Origin of the sequence: Breznakiella homolactica (genome assembly GCF_016616095.2) — a bacterium.
Classification (GTDB): domain Bacteria; phylum Spirochaetota; class Spirochaetia; order Treponematales; family Breznakiellaceae; genus Breznakiella; species Breznakiella homolactica.
Map to the genome: position 1 here is coordinate 4243025 of NZ_CP067089.2, position 19606 is coordinate 4262630.

General features: G+C 56.2%; 16 protein-coding genes. 8 read left to right on the forward strand and 8 right to left on the reverse strand.

The window, feature by feature from the left end; genetic code table 11:
- Nucleotides 1-19: 19 nt before the first annotated feature.
- The 4 genes from gcvPB to gcvT are packed head-to-tail and all read right to left on the reverse strand — an operon-like array spanning nucleotide 20 to nucleotide 4300.
- On the reverse strand, nucleotides 20-1474 hold the full coding sequence (gene gcvPB / locus JFL75_RS19055; protein WP_215628257.1) for an aminomethyl-transferring glycine dehydrogenase subunit GcvPB: 1455 nt from the start codon (nucleotides 1472-1474) through the stop codon (nucleotides 20-22).
- A complete protein-coding gene (gcvPA, locus tag JFL75_RS19060) occupies nucleotides 1471-2799 on the reverse strand; it encodes an aminomethyl-transferring glycine dehydrogenase subunit GcvPA (protein ID WP_215628258.1) in 1329 nt (442 codons plus the stop codon). The genes gcvPB and gcvPA overlap by 4 nt, the downstream gene beginning before the upstream one ends.
- Nucleotides 2800-2801: 2 nt before the next feature.
- On the reverse strand, nucleotides 2802-3185 hold the full coding sequence (gcvH, locus tag JFL75_RS19065; RefSeq protein WP_215628259.1) for a glycine cleavage system protein GcvH: 384 nt from the start codon (nucleotides 3183-3185) through the stop codon (nucleotides 2802-2804).
- On the reverse strand, nucleotides 3182-4300 hold the full coding sequence (gene gcvT, locus JFL75_RS19070; RefSeq protein ID WP_215628260.1) for a glycine cleavage system aminomethyltransferase GcvT: 1119 nt from the start codon (nucleotides 4298-4300) through the stop codon (nucleotides 3182-3184). The genes gcvH and gcvT overlap by 4 nt, the downstream gene beginning before the upstream one ends.
- A gap of 1016 nt (nucleotides 4301-5316) precedes the next feature.
- On the opposite strand from gcvT, the gene JFL75_RS19075 reads away from it, so the two are divergent.
- Nucleotides 5317-6036, forward strand: a complete 720-nt coding sequence (locus JFL75_RS19075; protein WP_215628261.1) for an FKBP-type peptidyl-prolyl cis-trans isomerase — start codon at nucleotides 5317-5319, stop codon at nucleotides 6034-6036.
- Between the two features lie 148 nt (nucleotides 6037-6184).
- Entirely contained in the window at nucleotides 6185-6787 is a 603-nt protein-coding gene (locus JFL75_RS19080) for a nitroreductase family protein (RefSeq protein ID WP_215628262.1), read from the forward strand.
- A gap of 62 nt (nucleotides 6788-6849) precedes the next feature.
- Here the strand turns inward: JFL75_RS19080 and JFL75_RS19085 are convergent, their stop codons facing one another.
- Both JFL75_RS19085 and JFL75_RS19090 read right to left on the reverse strand, forming a co-directional pair.
- Nucleotides 6850-8037, reverse strand: a complete 1188-nt coding sequence (locus JFL75_RS19085; RefSeq protein ID WP_215628263.1) for a nucleoside-diphosphate kinase — start codon at nucleotides 8035-8037, stop codon at nucleotides 6850-6852.
- A gap of 321 nt (nucleotides 8038-8358) precedes the next feature.
- Nucleotides 8359-9624: an MFS transporter gene (locus JFL75_RS19090; RefSeq protein WP_223292707.1), complete on the reverse strand. Its 1266-nt coding sequence runs from the start codon at nucleotides 9622-9624 to the stop codon at nucleotides 8359-8361.
- A 360-nt stretch (nucleotides 9625-9984) separates the two neighbouring features.
- Here JFL75_RS19090 and fusA point away from each other — a divergent pair, with 360 nt between their 5' ends.
- From fusA to JFL75_RS19120, 6 genes are all read left to right on the forward strand, one after another.
- Nucleotides 9985-12018: an elongation factor G gene (gene fusA, locus JFL75_RS19095; protein WP_215628264.1), complete on the forward strand. Its 2034-nt coding sequence runs from the start codon at nucleotides 9985-9987 to the stop codon at nucleotides 12016-12018.
- Between the two features lie 204 nt (nucleotides 12019-12222).
- A complete protein-coding gene (locus JFL75_RS19100; RefSeq protein ID WP_215628265.1) occupies nucleotides 12223-12909 on the forward strand; it encodes a NirD/YgiW/YdeI family stress tolerance protein in 687 nt (228 codons plus the stop codon).
- Nucleotides 12910-12979: 70 nt separating this feature from the next.
- Complete coding sequence (locus tag JFL75_RS19105; protein ID WP_215628266.1) at nucleotides 12980-13582, forward strand: NirD/YgiW/YdeI family stress tolerance protein; 603 nt, start codon at nucleotides 12980-12982, stop codon at nucleotides 13580-13582.
- A gap of 46 nt (nucleotides 13583-13628) precedes the next feature.
- Nucleotides 13629-14204 carry a NirD/YgiW/YdeI family stress tolerance protein gene (locus JFL75_RS19110; RefSeq protein WP_215628267.1) on the forward strand — a complete coding sequence of 192 codons (576 nt, stop codon included), beginning with the start codon at nucleotides 13629-13631 and terminating at the stop codon, nucleotides 14202-14204.
- Nucleotides 14201-14863 (forward strand): response regulator, encoded by a 663-nt coding sequence (locus JFL75_RS19115; RefSeq protein ID WP_215628268.1) that lies wholly within the window; start codon nucleotides 14201-14203, stop codon nucleotides 14861-14863. Before JFL75_RS19110 ends, JFL75_RS19115 begins: the two co-directional genes overlap by 4 nt.
- The gene (locus tag JFL75_RS19120) at nucleotides 14860-16212 is read left to right on the forward strand and encodes an ATP-binding protein (RefSeq protein ID WP_215628269.1); all 1353 of its coding nucleotides are present in this window, start codon (nucleotides 14860-14862) and stop codon (nucleotides 16210-16212) included. The genes JFL75_RS19115 and JFL75_RS19120 overlap by 4 nt, the downstream gene beginning before the upstream one ends.
- Here JFL75_RS19120 and JFL75_RS19125 read toward each other — a convergent pair.
- Together JFL75_RS19125 and JFL75_RS19130 are read right to left on the reverse strand one after the other, a co-directional pair.
- On the reverse strand, nucleotides 16209-16601 hold the full coding sequence (locus JFL75_RS19125) for a ParB N-terminal domain-containing protein (RefSeq protein WP_215628270.1): 393 nt from the start codon (nucleotides 16599-16601) through the stop codon (nucleotides 16209-16211). The two genes, JFL75_RS19120 and JFL75_RS19125, sit on opposite strands and share 4 nt — an antisense overlap.
- A 121-nt stretch (nucleotides 16602-16722) precedes the next feature.
- Nucleotides 16723-19341, reverse strand: a complete 2619-nt coding sequence (locus tag JFL75_RS19130) for a penicillin-binding protein 1A (RefSeq protein ID WP_215628271.1) — start codon at nucleotides 19339-19341, stop codon at nucleotides 16723-16725.
- Between the last annotated feature and the right edge of the window lie 265 nt (nucleotides 19342-19606).

Genomic DNA, 19606 nt, shown 5'->3' on the forward strand with positions numbered 1-19606 from the left:
GTCTTCAATATAATTGGTCTTACTGTTGTTTATACCGGAGCACCGGTTTCCTCGCGGCGGCGGTTTCATCGAGCCGGCGCACCGGCGTATGATGGGGGGCGCTTTTCAGTATCTCCGGGTTTGTCCTGGCCTCTTCCGCGATGGCCTTCAGGGCTGCCGCAAAGGCTTCCAGGGTTTCCGGGGTTTCCGTTTCCGTGGGCTCCGCCATGAACGCTTCTTTTACGATCAGCGGGAAGTACACCGTGGGCGGGTGGAATCCGTAATCGATGAGGCGTTTGGCGATGTCCACCGTATTGACGCCGTTCCCGAGATCCGGGGAAGCCACAAACTCATGCATGCACGGACGGCACTGGCCGTAGGCCACGGGGTAGTTTTCTTTTACCAGTTCCTTGAGGTAATTGGCGTTGAGTACCGCGTACTCCGCCGCCCGGCGGATACCTTCTTTTCCCAGGGTTCTGATATAGGCGTAGGTTTTAACCAGTACGCTGAAATTCCCGTTGAAGGTCTTCATCCGCCCGATGGATTCCCGGGGATGCATGAACGAATACCGTCCGCCTTCCCGCTGCGCCACCGGCCCCGGCAGGAAGTCCTTGAGCGCCGGCCCGGCACCGACAGCGCCGGAGCCCGGTCCGCCGCCGCCGTGGGGGGTGGAAAAGGTTTTGTGGAGGTTGAGGTGCATCACGTCAAAGCCCAGCTGTCCGGGTTTTACGATACCCATGAGGGCGTTCATATTCGCCCCGTCGCCGTATACCAGGCCTCCGGCCTTGTGGACCAGATCGATAATTTCCCTGATATTCGGCTCAAAAAGCCCCAGGGTACTGGGATTGGTTATCATGAGGCCGGCCACGGTTTCCGCCTTTTCACCTTCGCAGGCGGCTTTGAGGGCGTCCATATCCACGGCCCCCGAGGCATTTGACGGAATTGTCTCCGCGACGAAACCCGCCATGGTGCAGGTCGCCGGGTTTGTGCCGTGGGCGGAATCCGGAATCAGCATCCGCACCCGTTTCGTATCGCCCTTCTTCTGGTGGTACGCCCGGATCATCAGGACTCCGGTGAGTTCCCCCTGGGCGCCCGCGGCGGGCTGGAGAGTGAACGCCTCGTAGCCCATGATTTCCTTGAGGGCTTCCTGGAGTTTAAATAAAAGCCCCGCCGCTCCCTGGACCATTGTTTCCGGCAGGAGCGGATGGGTCCGCCGGAATCCGGGGAGTGCCGCGGCGTCTTCATTCATCTTGGGGTTGTACTTCATGGTACAGGACCCCAGGGGATAGAACTGACCATCCACGGAAAAGTTTTTCTGGGACAGCCGGGTAAAATGGCGGACCACCGACAGCTCATCCAGTTCCGGAAGTCCGAGATCGTCCCGGACAAGATCCTTGGGCAGGGCCGTTTCCGGGACATCGAGTTTCGGCAGAATCGTTCCTGTCCGGCCGGGCACGCTCATTTCGTACAATAAGGGTGTTTCTGTATGTTTCATCGGCTGGCCTCCCGCAGCGCCGCCACCAGTTCATCAATATCGGCGCGGGAATTTTTCTCGGTTACGCAGATCAGGAGTTCATTTTTCCGGTCCGGGAAATACCGCGACAGGGGAAGGCCCGGTACGATCCGTTTGTCACAGAGCTTTTCCGCCAGGGCTTCCGCGTCACAGGGGAGGGTAACGGTGAATTCCTTAAAGAAGGTTCCCGGGGCCACGGAGAATCCCGGGAGTTTCGCGATCTCGGCGGCGCAGTAATGCGCCCGGTGCCAGCACAGCTCCGCGGTTTTCCGCAGCCCCTGTTTCCCCATGAGCGCCAGGTATATACAGGCACGCAGGGTCGAGAGCCCCTGGTTCGAGCAGATGTTTGACACCGCTTTTTCCCGGCGGATATGCTGTTCCCGGGCCACCAGGGTAAGCACGAAGCCGCGTTTCCCTTCCACGTCAACGGTTTCGCCGACGATACGTCCGGGCATGCGCCGCATCAGGGCGTTGGTGGTGGCCATGATCCCCAGGAACGGACCGCCGTAGTTGATATCGTTGCCGAGGCTCTGGCCTTCGGCGGTGACCACATCGGCGCCCCATGAGCCGGGGCTCCTGAAGAGGCCCAGCATTACGGGATCGGCGTGGACAATAAAAATACCGCCCTTTTCATGGACCGCTTCGGCGGCGCCTTTCAGTTCCGGCAGGGTCCCGAAAAAATCGGGATAACATGAAATCAGGGCCGCCAGATCGTCTCCCTGCACCGCCCGGGCGGCTTCCGCCGGAGACGAACGGTAGGTTTCAACCGTAACGTCAAAGGCGGCGAGATACGTATCGAGAACGGTCCGGTATTCCGGATGGATTCCTTCGGGAATCAGGATCCGGTTGCGGCCTTCGGTATTCCGCAGGGCCATGAGGATGGCCTCCGCCAGAGCCGTGGCCCCGTCGTAATGGCTGGCGTTGACTACCTCCATGCCGGTGAGTTCGGCCACCATACTCTGGTACTCGAAAATTGCCTGGAGCGTTCCCTGGCTTACCTCGGGCTGGTACGGAGTATAGGCGGTCACGAATTCACCTCTGGATGAAAGGGCTCCCACCGCGGCGGGTACAAAGTGGTCGTAGGCGCCGCCCCCGAGAAACCAGCGGAATCCGTCGGCATCGGCGTTGAGCTCCGCCAAAGACGCTATTTCACGGAGGACCTCGGTCTCACTTAACCCTTCTCCGATGGCAAGCTCCGGAAACCGGAGATCCCCGGGGATTTCACTGAACAGGGCATCGCTTGAGGCGATTCCCAGCTTCCGGAGCATCGCCTCCCGCTGGGAATCGGTAACTGGAATATAGGGCACGGTTAATTCTCCGCAGCGGTTTTTTCGTAATCCTGGGGTGAAAGCAGTCCGTCCCAGTCAGCCATATTTGCGGGGGCGATTTTGATAATCCATCCCTCGCCGTAGCAGTCCTTGTTGATAAGGTCCGGTTCGTCCTGGAGCCGGTCGTTTACGGCGGTTACCGTGCCGGAAACGGGCATGTAGACGTCGCTGGCTGCCTTGACGGATTCCACCACGCCAAAGGCGGATTTCGCCTTCAGCTCCGATCCAACCTTGGGAAGATCCACAAACACGATGTCCCCGAGGCTGTGCTGGGCGTGATCGGAAATTCCGATCACCAGTTCATTTCCATCTTTGCGCGCCCATTCGTGGGATTGGGCGTAACGGGCATTACTGTCGGTATTCATTTTGCTCTCCTGTAAACCGGTATGTATAAGGGCCGCTTGACTACGACCGCGTCCTTCGGCGTTCCCCGTATGGAAACAGCCAGTTTCGTATCCGTTTTCGCGTATTCCGGGGGGATGAACACATTGGCGGAATAGGTCCCCGCGGTGGGGCAGAACATTCCCGCCACACAGGTTCCGATCTCGTCCCCCGCTTCATTGAGGACCGCGTACCCTTCCCGGGGAACGCCGCCGCTCACATTAATTGTCGCCAGTTTCCGTTTAAGGCCGCCTTCCTTAACCGCGAGAACCGCGGCTTTGCCGATGAATTCCTTATCGAAATCGCAGGCCCAGGAAAGGAGCGCCTCCGGCGGGGTAATCGTGGGGCTTATTTCATGGCCGTGCAGGGGCATGCCCGCCTCAAACCGGAGGGAATCCCGGGCGGCCAGTCCAATGGGGCCGGCTTCGATCCCCAGCTCTTTTGCTTTGGCAAAGAGAAATTCCCAAAGCTCCGCGGCTTTGGAGGCGCCGTAAAACAGTTCCGCCCCGTCTTCGCCGGTGTATCCGGTTCTGCCGATGCGCACGGGGATTCCCATGATCGTACCGATATCCATGTATGACCGGGAAATCGCCGAAAGCGCCCCGCCGGAAACCGCGTCGATGAGTTCCACCGCCCGGGGTCCCTGGAGGGAAATCATGTAGGTTTTTTCCGAAACATCCTCCATGGAAACGGCTGCCGGAAGCCGCGCCTTGAAATGGTCCAGGTCGGCGGTACGGTTTCCGGCGTTCATGACCACAAACCAGCCGTCTTCCGTCCCTTCCGCCGGGGCCATGCGATAAATGAAGAGATCGTCTATAACTCCGCCGGCTTCATTCAGAAGCAGGGCGTACCGGGCCTCATTGGGCTGCATGTCCAGGATACGGTTGGAAACCAGGGCCGACAGGGCTTCCCCGGCGCCTTTCCCGGAAATTATAACCTGTCCCATGTGGTCGATATCAAAAAACCCCAGGGAACGGCGGCAGAGCCGGTGTTCTTCCACGGCACCCGCGGGATACTGGATCGGCATTTCGAAGCCCGCAAAGGGGGCAAAACGGGCGCCCGCGGCCTCATGCCACGGACGAAGTAGGGTTGAATTCACGGCTGCACCTCAAACTGGATAGTTTTTTGCTGGTTTATTCGGCATCCGAACCCATTATAGGGTACTTTTGAAATACGAACAAGGGAAGAACGCAGGGTACCTGCAGTAACCCTACACCCGGTAAAGCAGCATGGGAAGTGTAATTCCGGGGGACCCGTCAGATGAAAAAAATCCCGCGGGGCGGTATTTCTTCTCATCTGACACCCCGCGCAGCCTGTACCCACCCATGCTGTTTTGCCAATGTTCTGTATAGTGCGGGTGCCCTGCTTGGCCAGGTTGCTGGGTATGGGAAGGTAGTTTCGGAGGCGGGGAGACCGTAACCCGGAAAGACGCCCCTTACCCAATCCCCCCATCGCCGGGAGCGGATGGGTGAAGTCCCTCCACGGAGAGGCACCCTGACCGGGAGACCCGGAGTGGGGGTAGCGTAAGACTTGCCGCCTGCGGCGCCAAGTCTTTTAGGAGTTTTGCGGAGCAAAACTCCACCCATCATTCGGCAAGGCTGGAGCGCAGGGGTCGTGTCCCGCGGACACGCGCAGCCCTCCAGACCGGGCAGCCCCGAGCCGGTTGAGCCAGAAAGCACCCGGGAACCAGAAGTGGGGGTGGCGTAAGACTTGCCGCCTGCGGCGCCAAGTCTTTTAGGAGTTTTGCTCCGCAAAACTCCACCCATCATTCGGCAAGGCTGGAGCGCAGGGGTCGTGTCCTGCGGACACGCGCAGCCCTCCAGACCGGGCAGCCCCGAGCCGGTTAAGCCGGAAAGCACCCGGCCGTAATGGTAACGCCGGGTGGCGGAGAAAAACGGTGTTGAGCGACTTTCGAGGCCGCAGGCCGACACGGAGCCAACACCGTTTTTCCCCGACGGGCCCCGCGGCACCGGTACTCCCCGGGTGCTTTCCGGCTTGAAAGACCCGGTGCTTCCCCATACCTTGAGCAAACGTTCCATTCCCGGTATGCTGGAAAAAGGGTATTCCCCCTTCCGGAATGTATATGCCGGAATCCTACAGTTTTGGAATGATAATATGGTAAAAAGAGTCATAATTGCCTTTCTTCTGGCATCTTCCGTTTTATTTGCCTGCAGCGCAAAGGGATCATCGGATAAAGAAGCCGAAACCGGTTCCTCCGGGGCGTCATCCTCTGCGGCGGGGACATCCGCCGATGCCGATACCAGCTACGCCTTCGGTGTCGCCCTGGGCTCGGATCTCCGGCAGGTAGGCCTTGAATTCGACTATGACGCCTTTACGGACGGCTTCCGGGATGCCGTTGAAGGCGGTGAGATGAGAATGACCATTGACGAGGCGGTAACGAAAATACAGTTCGCTTTTATGGCCGCCATGGCAAAACAGGCGGAGGAAAATCTGGCTGCTGAACAGGAATTCCTCGCTGAGAACGGGAAAAAGGCCGGGGTTATGACCACCGCGAGCGGCCTCCAGTATGAAATAGTTTCCCAGGGGACCGGCCCGAGACCCGGTGCGACCGATGTAGTGCTGGTAAATTATGAAGGCACCCTTCTGGACGGCACTGTTTTCGACAGTTCCTATGCCCGGGGCGCTCCCGCGGAGTTCCCCCTGAACCAGGTAATTCCCGGATGGGCCGAAGGTATCCTTCTTATGAATGTGGGCGGTACCGCCCGGCTGTACATTCCCGCGGCTCTCGCATACGGAGAACAGGGAGCGGGGAATATTATTCCTCCCAACACAATGCTCATATTTGATGTGGAGCTTCTTTCCATTCAGAACTAACGGCGCTGCGGCGTTAATGATTTTTTTACAGAAAAGACCGGTCCAAAGGCCGGTCTTTTTTGTCAGTGACTTACACACCAAAATATATTTGCCTTCCCGGCCGTAAATTCCTATCCTTAATATAGAGAAACTATTATGGAGGATTGCCATGGCTGCTGATTTTTTCGACGCCCTCAAATTGCGCCGGAGTATATACGGTATTACAAAGAAAGCGTCGGTGCCGGATGAGCGGATTGAATCCATTCTCAAGGACGCGCTTCTGCACACCCCGTCGGCGTACAATTCCCAGTCCGCGCGGCTCATTCTTTTGCTCGGAAAATCCCATGATGAACTGTGGGACGCCGTAAAGGACACCCTCGCCAAAATCGCCGTCAGTCCCGAAGCTTTCGCCAGGACGGAAAAGAAGATTGACGGATTCAAGGCGGGGTATGGAACGGTGCTCTTTTTTGAGGACCAGGCGGTGATACAGAAACTCCAGGATGAAAACCCGCTGTATAAGGATGTTTTTCCCGGCTGGTCCCTTAACTCCGCCGGAATGATACAGTTTGTAGTATGGACTTCCCTGGCCGCGGAAGGCATGGGCGCCTCTCTTCAGCATTACAATCCATTGATCGATGAATGGGTGCAGAAGAAAACCGGGGTTCCCGCGGCGTGGCGGCTCCTGGCCCAAATGCCCTTTGGTGTCGCAAACGCTCCGGCGGGGGATAAATCCTTCCTGCCTGTTGAGGAACGGTTCAAGGTTTTTTCATAAAAAAAATCCCCCATGGACCGCCGGTTCATGGGGGATGCTTTGGTTCAAAACGCGCTGCCCGGTTAATTCCTCATGGAGAGGTAGGAATTGATAATATCGAGGAGGGAATTTTCCTCGATCCGTACAATGCCCTTTTCGCGGATAACGCTTTCCGGCGAATCCGAGGCGTGGGCGGTATTGACCATCACGTTGCTCCCGAATTCACGCCGGACCGTACCCCCCGGCGCCTTGAGGGGGTCCGTGGGTCCCAGGACATCCCGTATTTTTTTGACCGCGTCTTCGCCTTCGTAAATCAGGATCATGCATTTTACCGGCCCGGGGTTGTTCCGTTCCTCCACAGGAACGGTCAGCGGGTTGAGTCCTGACATAAACTCCACGATCTGGCGGAACTGGTTTTCTGCGTATTCAATCCCGAAGCTTCCAGCCAATGCTTTTTCGGTTTTATCGCTCAGGACCATGTTGAATTCCCTGTTCAGGATTTCCTTTGCCTTCTGCCCGAATACCGGCGCCAGTTTATTGCAGAGCGTATCCTCCACGGGCCCGTAGAATTCCAGGGCTTCCGCCAGGGAAAACCGGTGGACCTTGATCCCGATAATCCGCAGCCCGGTCCTGGAAAACATATCGATAATCGTACCGGGTTTGGACGACGCGTACATCCAGTTATCGGGTTTGATAATAACCAGGGTCTGCTGGATTTTTGAAGGTTCGGGATACACCATGTTTTCGACAATATTGGGCTGTTCAGGGAGGAACCGGGCAAAAAGTTTCAGGTTGTCATCGGCCAGTTCCTGGTTTCTCGGGGTAAGGACCGCGGGCTCAAAATAGGTTATTTTCTTCGGATCATTAGGGTCGGTCATAAGGTCCGCGTAGGTATCCCGGATTGTTTCACCGGTAATCGATTCAATGCTCCGGTTCTCGGAATACAGCGCTCCGCAGATATCCGACAATTTGCGGCAGGGTTCTTCACCCCGGAAGAGCAGCAGCAGCGTCCGGTGCCGCCTGCCGCCGGAGGGGACCAGGTTTTTTTCCACATAGTTTGCCAGCAGTTCCGCCCCCTCGGGGTTTTTGTGGTCCCGCTGATTCCGCAGCTGGTTTGCGTAGGTTTTCGCGAATTCTTCGTCCGGGGCGATCATCTGGGCTCCCACGAGCTCCAGGTCAAGCCGGGACAGCAGCCGGGCCAACACCCCGCCGGTACGGCTTTTTGCCACCGTATAGGGGGTTACCATCACATATGAGATGGTTTGTTCCATATTATTATTTCTCCTTATAATCGTGGATACTATCGCAAAGAGTGTGATTTTGTCCATTATGTGGGGGAGTGCAGGAACTTTCAAGCCGGAAAGCACCCGTGGGTTACCGGGGCCTGTCATGGAAAAGAAAGGATGGCGGCGCGTCGGCCTGCGGCCTCGAAAGCCGCTCATCCTGTCTTTTCCATGACACCCGGCGTTACCATTATGCCTGGGTGCTTTCCGGCTTAACCGGCCCGGTTCTGCCCGGTGGAGAGGGTGGCGTGTTTTTGAAGGACACGCCCCTTCGCACCAGACTTGACGCCGCAGGTGGCAGGTCTTACGCTACCTCCTCTTCGGGCTCTTGGAGGACACGGGGCCGGAAAAAAAACGCATAACGCCGTACATAAGAAGGGACAATACCGCGAAGATAATAAACGAACTGAAGAGCGCCGGGTATCCCCAATGTTCCACCACGTAACCGCCTATGGCGTTGCCCAAAAAGGAGGGAAGCCCGGTACCGATTGAGAGATAGATAGACATTCCCAGGGCGCGGCGTTCCGGCGGGACACACATAGCCACAAACGCCACCGCCGCGGGGTGGAATAACCCAAAGCAGAAGAAGTGAAGCAGCTGCGCCACGGATATCCCCAGTTTTGTGGGAAATAATACGTATATGGCCAGGCGCGCCCCAACTCCGACCACGGATAATGCCAGCAGAAAGGGCGCCCCGAAACGCCGTATAAGCCGGCTCGAAAAAAACATCGCCGGGATTTCCGACAGCGCCGACAGCGCCCACATGAGCCCCACCGCATCCCAATGGATTACTTCAATAAGGTACAGTGAAAAAAAAGCGTTGATCGGCGCCATGGCCAGACGGCCGAAGGCGATCATGATAATGCCCAGGGTAAAAAAGGACGTCCATAGCCTGTGTTTTCCCGGGGCAGCAGAGCCGGACGGGCCCGTATTGGATGGCGGCTTTTCCGGTGTCCCCTGCGCAGCGGGCAGAAACGCCATAGACACCAGCGCAATGACCGTGCTTATACAGATCCATACGGCAATGCTGCCGGAGGTATCGGGTTTCAGTACCGGGGTCCATTGCAGGATAAGCATCAATAAAACAAAACTGACCGAGCCGGCCATTCTGACACGGCCGTAGTCTCCGGTGCTTCCCAGACGGATGGTCGCAGCGGCATCGAGCAGCGGCACGCTCGACCGGAACCCTATGGCGAGAAAGACCAGCGACAGTGCGCTTATCCAGGGATTGCGGAACAACGCCAGGGGAATTACGGCGGCAAAAACAATGCCGTAGGTCATAATCAGTCCGGATTTATACCGGCCCAGTTTATCCGCAAAGTATCCGAATAAGAAGGGCCCGAATATTCCGGCGGCCTCGAAAATGCCCAGGAGAATTCCGGTTATTGTATGGGAATACCCCAGTCCGCGGACCAGCACCGGAAGATAGGGTACTATTGTTGCGTATACCAGAAATGCCGAGAAAAAACATACAACCAGAGCCATGGGTAATTCTACAGCAAAGAAGCATGGGGTTACCAGGTCCGGGGGACCCGTCGGATGAAAAAAATCCCGCATGGCGGTATTTCTTTTCATCCGACACCCCATGGTACCGGTCCGCGCCATGCTTCTTTGCTGCTTCTTCGGGGAACTGGGTACCGGCGGGTAGTTCGGTTGAGGTATCACCTGGTCCCTGATTATCACCACCCAGGATCCAGAAGTGGGGGTAGTGGAAGCCCCGCGAAGCGGGGCTGAAACGAGGGGGAGCAGCCCTCCCACGAAGGGCAGCACCGAGCCGGTTGAGCCGGAAAGCACCCGCGGAACCGGTAAACACGGGTGCTTTCCGGCTTGTCAGACTCGGTGCTCCCCCCGCATAACATTGAATTTATTGGTCCTTATCGTATACAATTGTACGAATCGCCCGTGTCGTTACGGACGCAGCCAGGAGTTCCTTATATGCTTAAAACCATGCGAAATATCGGCATCATAGCGCATATTGATGCCGGAAAAACCACCACCACCGAACGGATCCTCTATTATACCGGCAAAAGCCACAAAATCGGCGAAGTGGACGACGGTGAGGCCGTCATGGACTGGATGGTGGAGGAGCAGGAGCGGGGAATTACCATCCAGAGCGCCGCAACCACCACGTACTGGAAGGGTTACCAGATCAATATTATTGATACCCCCGGCCATGTGGATTTTACCGCGGAGGTTGAGCGGTCCCTCAGGGTTCTGGACGGGGCGATCGCTATTTTCGATGCGGTCCGGGGGGTGGAACCTCAGACCGAAACCGTCTGGCACCAGGCGGAACATTACCATGTTCCGTGTATCGGGTATGTCAATAAAATGGACCGCATCGGCGCTGATTTTTTTCCGGTGCTGGATGATATCAGGGCCAAACTCGGGGCGAATCCCGTGGCGGTACAGATTCCCATAGGAAAAGAGAGTTCCCTTGAGGGCGTAATCGATCTGATTGAAATGCAGGAAATCCGGTGGGACCCGGCCACTGAGGGCGAGACCATGACCGCCGCGCCGGTGGCTCCCGAACGGGCAGCCCTGGCCCGGGAATATCAGGAAAAACTTATCGATGCCCTTTCCGCCGGTTCCGAAGCCATAACTGACCTCTATCTCGCCGGCGAACCCATACCGCCGGATCTTATCAGGCAGGAGCTGCGCAGTGCCGTACTGCACAGGACCATTCTTCCGATTTTTGCTGGAGCTTCCCGCCGGAATATCGGGGTGCAGCCGGTGATTGACGGGGTCGTCGCGTACCTTCCCGCTCCCGATGAGGTTGCCCCGGCCATAGGCCGCAACCTGAAAAAAGATGAGGATATTGAGGTTCCCTGTGATCCCAAAGGCCAGGCCCTGGGGCTGGTATTCAAAATTCAGAATGACCGCGAGTCGGGGAGCCTCTGCTACGTCCGCATGTATTCCGGGGCAATCAAACCGGGAACCGCGGTTTACAATGTGGGAAAGCGAAAACGGGAGCGGGCAAACCGCATACTCCGGATGCATTCCAATAAGTCCGAACCCCTGGACACACTTTCCGCCGGGGATATCGGGGTAATCATCGGCATGAAGTTTGCCCAGACCGGGGACACCGTCGGCAGCGAAGGCTGGCCGGTGCTGCTCGAAACCATGCAGTTTCCGGAACCGGTAATTTCGGTTTCCATAGAACCTAAGACCATGTCGGAACAGGAAAAACTCAAGGACGTACTGGCGGTTCTGTCCAAAGAGGATCCGACCTTTACGACCAAGGAAAATACGGAAACCGGACAGCTTATTATTTCTGGAATGGGGGAACTCCACCTGGATGTACTGGTGACGAGGATCCTCAAGGAATACAATGTCGGCGCCAAGGTCGGCAATCCCCAGGTAACCTACCGGGAATCCATCAGCAAAACCGTGAACCATACGGAGCGGTTTTCCAGAACCTTGGCGGGCAAGGACAATGAAGCGGCGCTCACCCTGCGGGTGGAACCCCTTCCCCGGGGTTCGGGGAACCGGTACACATCAGAGGCAAAGAACAAACAGATTCCCGACCATATTTTTGAAGCGGTGGAACGGGGAATTACCGCGGCTTTTTCCTCCGGGATAGTCATGGGCTACCCCTGTATCGATATAGGGGTTACCCTGACGGATATTGAGTATTCTGAACTTACGGGAACCGATTTTGCCTTTGAAGCCTGCGCCAATATGGGCTTTGATGAAGCCTGCCGCGGCGCCGATCCTATTCTTCTGGAACCGATCATGGCGGTGGATCTCACCTCACCCAAGGAATCGGTCGGCGACGTTATCAGCCTCGTGGTTCAGCGGGGCGGCATGGTTCAGAGTATGGATTCCAAAGCGACGGTGGATCACGTAAAAGCCCAGGCGCCCATGGCAAAAATGTTCGGCTTTATGACGGCCCTCCGTTCGGTCAGCCAGGGCCGCGCCACCTTTACCATGGAATTCTCCCATTTTGAGAAAAAACAGGAGCGGCAGTAAAATCTGGCGCGGTCCCGGTCGCCCGCGGATGCCGTGTCCGTCTCGGCTATAAAATCATTCTATCGTTCCGGAACGGCTCAACCCGCCGTACAGAACGATTTTTAAGTAATTTTTTAAAAAAAGAATGTTTCTTAAGGTTCTCTTAAGCTTTATCCCGTATCTTCCTTATTGTCTTTGAAGGACAAACCATTTTTGGAGGATACTATGAAAAAAACAGGAATTATCGCAATCGTACTGCTGCTTGCGGGTAGCATCGCTCTTTCCGCTCAGGGTGCCGTTTCAATTGAGTCGGCCAGGCAGATGGTGAACGGCCCGGCCGTGGGCCCCGCTCCCGAACCGCCCCGGCCGATGCCGGGCCCCGCGGCTGGCCGCATCCCGCCGGTTCCTCCGGCTCCCCCGGCACATGAAAAACAGTGGGTAACAGTCCAGGGAACCCTTGAACCGCTTATCCAGGCCGAGTATTACCGCCTGGCAGATGCTACCGGTGATTTGCTGGTGAAAATCAAAAACGACAAATGGCGGGGGCTGATGGTCAAGGCCGGGGACACGGTCCTGGTTTCGGGCAATCTTTCCTGGAAGAAGGAAGGCCTCGTCCTGGACGCAAAATTCATACAAAAAGGCGATACCCCCGCGGAGGCGGCCACTGTCAGCCAGTCAATTCAGCTTCCCGACCATAGCTGGGTCGTACTGCGGGGCCGGATCAGCCAGGGAATTACCAAGGACCGGTATATATTCAGTGACAGCAGCGGTGATATTGCGGTTAAAATCACGGATGGTATCTGGCGCGGCCTTATGGTACGGCCCGGGGATACAATTACCATCCACGGTGAGATTGACCGTGATAAAAGAACCTTTGTGCCCGAAGTAAAAGTGGAATATATTGAAATGTAGGAATACACTGTACCGTAAGCGGATATTCGTTCCGTCTGCGGTACAGAAAAAATCAGCGGGAGTATTTTCATTGAGCCGGTATTTCTTTGTGTTAATTACGGTTTTACTGCTTTTAACCGGAGCCTATTCCGGGAATGCCCAGACCACCGCGGATGTCAGGGACGTTTCGGTGATGCCCGGAGATTCCTGGGTTTTCCTCCGGGGAACCCTCGAGCCGGTCGTTCAGAACGAACGCTATATTTTAAAAGATTCCACCGGGGAGATCCTGGTATGGATTCCCGGGAACCAGTGGCAGGGTCTCATGCTCAAACCCGGAGATACCGTGGTTATCGCCGGTGAGGTAAAACATAAATCCAACGGGACGGAAATTGAAACGAAGTATGTGGAATCCGGCGGCGCGGAGGGCCCCGTATATACCGATATAATCCAGCTTAAAAACAACACCTCCCCGGGGTGGGTCCGTATATGCGGCCGGATTGTGCGGTATCTTTCGGGGGATACCTACGTGTTTGCGGATGAATCCGGTGAGATGCGGGTTGCCATAAAAGACCACATCTGGCGGGGGCTTCTGGTAAATCCCGGTTCACTGGTCGAGATCGGCGGCGAAGCGCGCCGCCGCGGCGGCAGGACCGAGCTGACCGCCGAGTATATTCTGAAGGTAACCCATGAATAGGCTGAAACTATTTTTCGCTGTTCTGTGCGGCGGGTGTTTTTTATTTATGGGTACACTTGCGGCTGACGCTCTGGACGTGAGTACTGCCGCGCAGATAAAAACCGCGCAGCCCACTTCTGCCGACAGAAAACCCTGGGTTTTGCTCCGGGGCACCCTTGAACCTGCAATCCAGAATGAGCGGTACATTCTTACCGATACCACCGGGGAAATCCTCGTAAAGATTAAGGATGATATCTGGCGGGGACTGCTCCTGCGGTCCGGCGAAGAGGCTCTGGTGGAAGGCGAGCTGGAATTCAAAGGCAGCGGTGCGGAAGTCAATATCATGTACATACAGCGGGCCGGTTCCGGCGGTGATGCCGGCGTCACCGTTTCGCAGATCAAGCAGCTCCCGGAGAAATCCTGGGTTGTAGTCCGGGGTACCATTGTCAGAAATATTGAAAAAGACAATTACCTGTTCCGGGACAGCACTGGGGATATGGTCGTTAAAATAAAAGAACACGTATGGCGCGGACTTCCCCGGGGAACCGGAGATCCTGTGGAGATCCGGGGGGATATAAAGTGGGAAAAAAAGACTATCGCGGCCTTTGTTGACGCGGGATACATAGGAAAAATACAGCCGTGAGAATTCTTATTATTGAAGATGACCCGCTTATCGGCGACGGACTCCAGGCGGGGCTTGGAAAAATGGGCTTCCAGACTGATTGGTTTTCCGATGGAGAAACCGGGTTTGATGCCGTGACCTCCGCCCCCTATGATGCAGTTATCCTTGATCTCGGACTTCCCGGCATGGACGGTCTGGATATTCTTAAATCCTGGCGGAAAACAGGACTGGACATTCCCGTCCTTGTGCTGACCGCCCGGGATGCCCTGGACGAGCGGGTGGAAGGGCTGAACAGCGGAGCCGATGACTATCTCTGCAAACCCTTTGCCCTGCCCGAGGTTGCGGCCCGCCTCAACGCGCTGATACGCCGGCATTCGGGCCACGCCTCTCCCGAACTGGTATTTGAAGACATTATCTTCGACACCGCCGCGCGCCGGGTGGTAAAGGCAGGCGTCCCTGTGGATATGACCGCCCGGGAACTGGAACTGGTTGAACTATTCATGGAAAACGAAACCAGAATTTTTTCAAAGGAAATAATACGGGAAAAATTATCCGACTGGGAGGATGAACTGAGCAGCAACGCCCTGGAGGTTCATATTCATAATCTGCGGAAAAAACTCGGCAGCGGTTTTATCCGGACAGTCCACGGGATCGGATACACGATGGGAACCGGTTCATGAAAAAAGCGAGCCTCCGGTTCCGGATAATTTTGACCGTCGGCATCGCCGCCCTCGTTTCCTGGAGTGTTGCGACGGGTATAGCCTGGTACCGGATCCGGAACGAAATCAATGCAATCCTCGACACCCAGCAGCTTATTTTCGCCCAGCGTCTCGCTGATTCGGACATTGAATCCATGCTGCGCCGCGGGCAAATCCTTTTTTCCCCGGAGATCTCAAAAAAACTCGAATATGAACGGCTGATCGACAAGGAAGCCTTGGCCTTTGCGGTCTTTGACCTGTCTTTTGAGCCTCTGCTCAACGACGGGCTCTATGGGCTGATGGAGTTCAGCGGGGACGACCTGCTCCGCTGGGCTTCGGATATTCCCTTGTTCAATATGAATATATGGCGGATCGCCGTTATCGGTGCCGGTGACGGCCGCCACTTAATCGCCGTTGCCCAGCATCTCGATTACCGCAGCCGGATAGCCGGAGAACTGATCAGGGTTCAGTGTATCCCGTGGCTCATTGTATATCCGCTGCTCATCGGTATGATCGCCCTGATGGTTAACCGGGAATTCAAGCCCCTCCACACCATAGCCGCCGGCTTAAAAAACCGATCCCCCAGGGATACCACCCTTCTGGATTCTGAAACGGTCCCCGGCGAAGTCCGCCCCTTTGCCGACGCCCTGAACGAACTGTTCCTGCGGATATCCGATAGCTTCAGCCGGGAACGGCGCTTTATTTCCGATGCGTCCCATGAACTGCGGAGCCCCCTCGCGGGTCTCCGGGTCCAGGCGGAGGTTGCGTCACTTTCCGGCAATGACAGCGAAGCGGGAAAAAAGGCTCTGGATAATCTCATAACGGGAATTGACCGGACATCCCGGATTGTGGAACAGCTCCTCGTTCTGTCCAGAATCGATGCCATGTCGGAACTTGAGGAAATCGGCGTAATTGACTGGGAGCGGCTTCTGCGGAGTGTTTCGCAGGACTGCGCCGGGGCGGCCCGGGAAAAAAATATAACCCTGTCACTGGATATTACGGACAACCCCGTTACCGACGGCAGCGAATTCCTGCTTTCACTTATGATCAGAAATATCCTGAGCAACGCTGTTTCGTATATCCCCGCCGGCAGGACGGTTACGGTTCATCTTGATAACCGGAATGTAATTGTCGAGGATGACGGTCCCGGGGTAGGGGATGAATTTATCGCATATCTGGGGGAACGTTTTTTCCGCATGCCGGGAAACAGACAGAAGGGATCCGGACTCGGATTGTCGATAGTAAAAAGAATCGCCGCGCTCCACGGCATGGATGTTGTCTTTATGAATATCCCTTCCGGCGGATTACGGGTTACGGTCGCGCTGGCTTAATCTTCAATCTTAAAAAGTTTCTTAAAGAACCGGACAATGGCCATCCATATCCGCCGGAAAAACCCGGGATGCTTTAATTTATTGAGCTGCTTCGAGGCTTCGGTGATTTCCTCGGATGTAAAGTCCTGGCGCTGTATGTTTTCCTCTATCTCGTATTCCAGCTTTGAGGCCGTATCGGGAATTTCCACAATAATCGCGTTTATGGTCCGCCATCCCAGCGCGCGGGCCGCTTCCAGGCGGCGTCCTCCGGCGATAAGGACATTGTTTTTCGTAATTGCAATCGGACTGATCTGCCCCAGGCGGCGCATACTGTCCGCCAGGGCGTCGATGTTGCCCATATCCTGGCGGATCCGCTTCTTTACTATAATATCTTCAATCGGGACTTGCATTATTATATCCTCACATTAATCATAAACCGAAACGTCCGTGATTGGAAGAAAAAAACACATCAGGTTTCCGGCCCCTTCCCGCGAGCCCCCGGAAGACAGCCGGCCCGCAGCGCAATCGGAATTAATCCAGCAGGGGATTGTAATCGGGCAGTTCAATACCATAATAGGGTGACTGTGCCGGCTGCCGGGTTGATCCGGTGGTGGTTCTGCCCTGGCTGCTGCGGCTGTCGGTTTCGCTGCTCCGCGGGGCAGCCGGCAGGCTGCTCAGATCGAGATGGGGCATGGTGATTTCCCCCAGGAGCGCTTCCTGATCGATTACCATGGTATCGATATACAATGGGGCCAGGGTAGAAGAGGAACCTCCAACATTTATCTGGTCCTGATGGACGTCACAGTACCGCGTCGGCTGGGTCCCCTCCAGGAAGGGAAGGGTGATATCCCCGGAATTGCACGCCGGGGATTTAAGAAGCCCGGATTTCCGGCAGACCGTAACATCGATAATTCCCGTGGTGGGTCGGACAAACTGTTTTTCCGGAAGTCCCATATGGATTTCCCGCATAAAATCTCCCCAGATCGGGCCGACCAAAGTTGATCCGGTGAGGGAAACCCCCAGAGAATTGCCGGGTTTATCGAACCCGAACCAGAGGGCGGCGGTATAATAGGGAGTAAATCCCACGGCCCAGGCATCGGACCAGTTCTGGGTGGTTCCGGTTTTTCCCGCCGCGGGCATCCGGAACCGTTTTCCGTTTTCATCCCGGAAGGTGAATTTTGAGCCCCATCCGGCGCCGTGGGCCAGGGTTCCGGTTTCCACGGTCTTCTCGAGCATTGTGGTCATGATATAGGCGTTCTGGGGACTGATAACCTGAATCTCGTTGCCCAGCCGGCGCTGCTGCACCCGGAGCTCCCGCTCCGGATCGAGGATTACCTTGCCGTTCCTGTCCTCCACGGTTCTTATCGCTATGGGCGTTACCTCCCGCCCCTGGTTCGCGAAGATGGCGAACGCCCGGGCCATCTGGAGGGGAGAAACGGAAATAATGCCCAATCCCAGGGGGTATACCCGGGGGAAAGTCCTGCGTTTCGCGTCGGGGTCGGTAATTCCCAGCAGATCCCCGGCCCGGTCTATGGCCGCGTCGAAGCCGATCTCATCGAGAATTTTAACGGATGCCACGTTCATGGATTGGGCGAGGGCCTCGTACAGCAAGACCGGCCCTTTCCATTCACCCCTGAAATTGAGGGGAATATAGGGGGTGCCGTCTTCGTTGTAAAACACCACCGGGAGATCGTAGATAAGCGTGGCCGCGGTAAATTCCCGGGTGTCTATGGCCGCGGAATAGTACAGCGGTTTAAAAGCGCTTCCGGGCATAAGCCTTCCCTGGGTCGCCCGGATATACTGGTTCGATTCGTCGAACCGGGAACCGCCGATAAGGGCTTTTATGTAGCCGGTTTCGTTTTCTATGGCGATAAGGGCGCCCTCAACGGTGTTTTTTTCCGCCGCTGTCTTAAGCTCCCCGAATGCGCTGTTGGTTATAACCTTGAGATCCTGGATGCCGAACACCAGCGCCGCCATATCGACCACCGGGTTAATGACCTTGTTATAGCGGGAATAGGCTTTCTGCTCGTTCTGAGCATCCGATGTCGCGTGGATGCCGTCCAGGTCGAAGCACAGGGACAGGAGATCAATAATGGGAATATATACCTGTTCCGCGTGGTCAAGCCGGGTCCCCTGGGACTTTGAGTATTCCTCATTGGCCCGGCGCAGCCCCTGTTCCATGTATTTCGCCGCTGCCTGCTGGTGCTGCAGATCCAGGGTGGTGATTACCGTATAGCCGTCCCGGTAATAATCCATGGTCCCGTACATGATCTGGCCGAGCTCGCGCCGGACGTATTCGCTGAACCAGGGGGCAAGGTCGTCCCGGCTGTAATACGCCGAAGTCGACACCCGGGTGTAGTCGTAATTGTCCCAGTATTCATTAAAGGAAGCTTCCGCTTCCTCCGGAGTGGTATAGCCGAATTCGATCATCCGGTCGAGCACCGAAAGCTGACGGCTCATGGCCGTATTGGGATTGTCCAAGGGGTTGTACCGGGAAGGACTGGAAAGCTGAACCACAAGAATCGCCGCTTCCGCCAGGGTTATTTCCCGGGCGCTGTGGCCGAAAAAGTACTTGCTCGCCGCTTCGACCCCGTATGTCCCGGGGCCCATAATCATATAGTTGAGGTATATTTCAAGGATTTCGTTTTTGGTATAGCGCCGTTCCATCTGGATCGCCCACCAGAGTTCCTTGATTTTCCGGGAAATAGTGTACTCCGTCCGGTCCGTGTACAGGGTCCCCGCTACCTGCTGGGTGATGGTGGACCCGCCCCCGAGGTTGCGTCCGGTCAGTTTCCCGAAGGCCGCCCGGGCAATACCCCGGATGCTGAACCCTTTATGGTTGTAAAAATCCGGGTCTTCCCGGGACAGGACCGCGTAGATCAGGTGTTTCGGCAGTTCGCTGAGGGAAACCAGTTCCCGTTTTTCCTCAGCGGAGAACTCGGTGATTATTATTCCATTGGCGTCCACAATTTTGGTGGGAAGCGCCGGGGCAAATTCGACGAAGTTTTCCTGGTTTTTGATGTTTACGGTCTCCGCCAGGGAGAGGCCCAGGCCGATGCCGATAATTACAGCGATTATTATTGTCAGCGCCGCCACGATCCGGACCACAATGGTCCCTTTCCCGTTTGAACGCCCAGCGTGAAAAGCCATATACAAACCCTACGAAAGGGACCCTCTTTTGTCAATAGGTGGGGGAGCACCGAGTCTCTCAAGCCGGAAAGCACCCGAGAGTTACCGGTGCCGCGGGTCCTGTCGCAGACAAATGGGTTTGGCTCCTCAGCGGCCTTCGGCCTCGAAAGTCGCTCAAACCCTGTTGCATAAAACCCGGCGTTACCGGTACGGCCCGGGTGCTTTCCGGCTCAACCGGCTCGGTGCAGCCCCTGTCATGAGGGCTGCTCCCCCTGGCTCCAGCCTT

Coding starts and splice junctions, on each gene's coding strand:
- gcvPB (WP_215628257.1), bottom strand. CDS start 1,474: ATGAAACATACAGAAACACCCTTATTGTACGAAATGAGCGTGCCCGGC.
- gcvH (WP_215628259.1), bottom strand. CDS start 3,185: ATGAATACCGACAGTAATGCCCGTTACGCCCAATCCCACGAATGGGCG.
- JFL75_RS19075 (WP_215628261.1), top strand. CDS start 5,317: ATGGTAAAAAGAGTCATAATTGCCTTTCTTCTGGCATCTTCCGTTTTA.
- JFL75_RS19080 (WP_215628262.1), top strand. CDS start 6,185: ATGGCTGCTGATTTTTTCGACGCCCTCAAATTGCGCCGGAGTATATAC.
- JFL75_RS19085 (WP_215628263.1), bottom strand. CDS start 8,037: ATGGAACAAACCATCTCATATGTGATGGTAACCCCCTATACGGTGGCA.
- JFL75_RS19090 (WP_223292707.1), bottom strand. CDS start 9,624: ATGAAAAGAAATACCGCCATGCGGGATTTTTTTCATCCGACGGGTCCC.
- fusA (WP_215628264.1), top strand. CDS start 9,985: ATGCTTAAAACCATGCGAAATATCGGCATCATAGCGCATATTGATGCC.
- JFL75_RS19100 (WP_215628265.1), top strand. CDS start 12,223: ATGAAAAAAACAGGAATTATCGCAATCGTACTGCTGCTTGCGGGTAGC.
- JFL75_RS19110 (WP_215628267.1), top strand. CDS start 13,629: ATGGGTACACTTGCGGCTGACGCTCTGGACGTGAGTACTGCCGCGCAG.
- JFL75_RS19120 (WP_215628269.1), top strand. CDS start 14,860: ATGAAAAAAGCGAGCCTCCGGTTCCGGATAATTTTGACCGTCGGCATC.
- JFL75_RS19125 (WP_215628270.1), bottom strand. CDS start 16,601: ATGCAAGTCCCGATTGAAGATATTATAGTAAAGAAGCGGATCCGCCAG.
- JFL75_RS19130 (WP_215628271.1), bottom strand. CDS start 19,341: ATGGCTTTTCACGCTGGGCGTTCAAACGGGAAAGGGACCATTGTGGTC.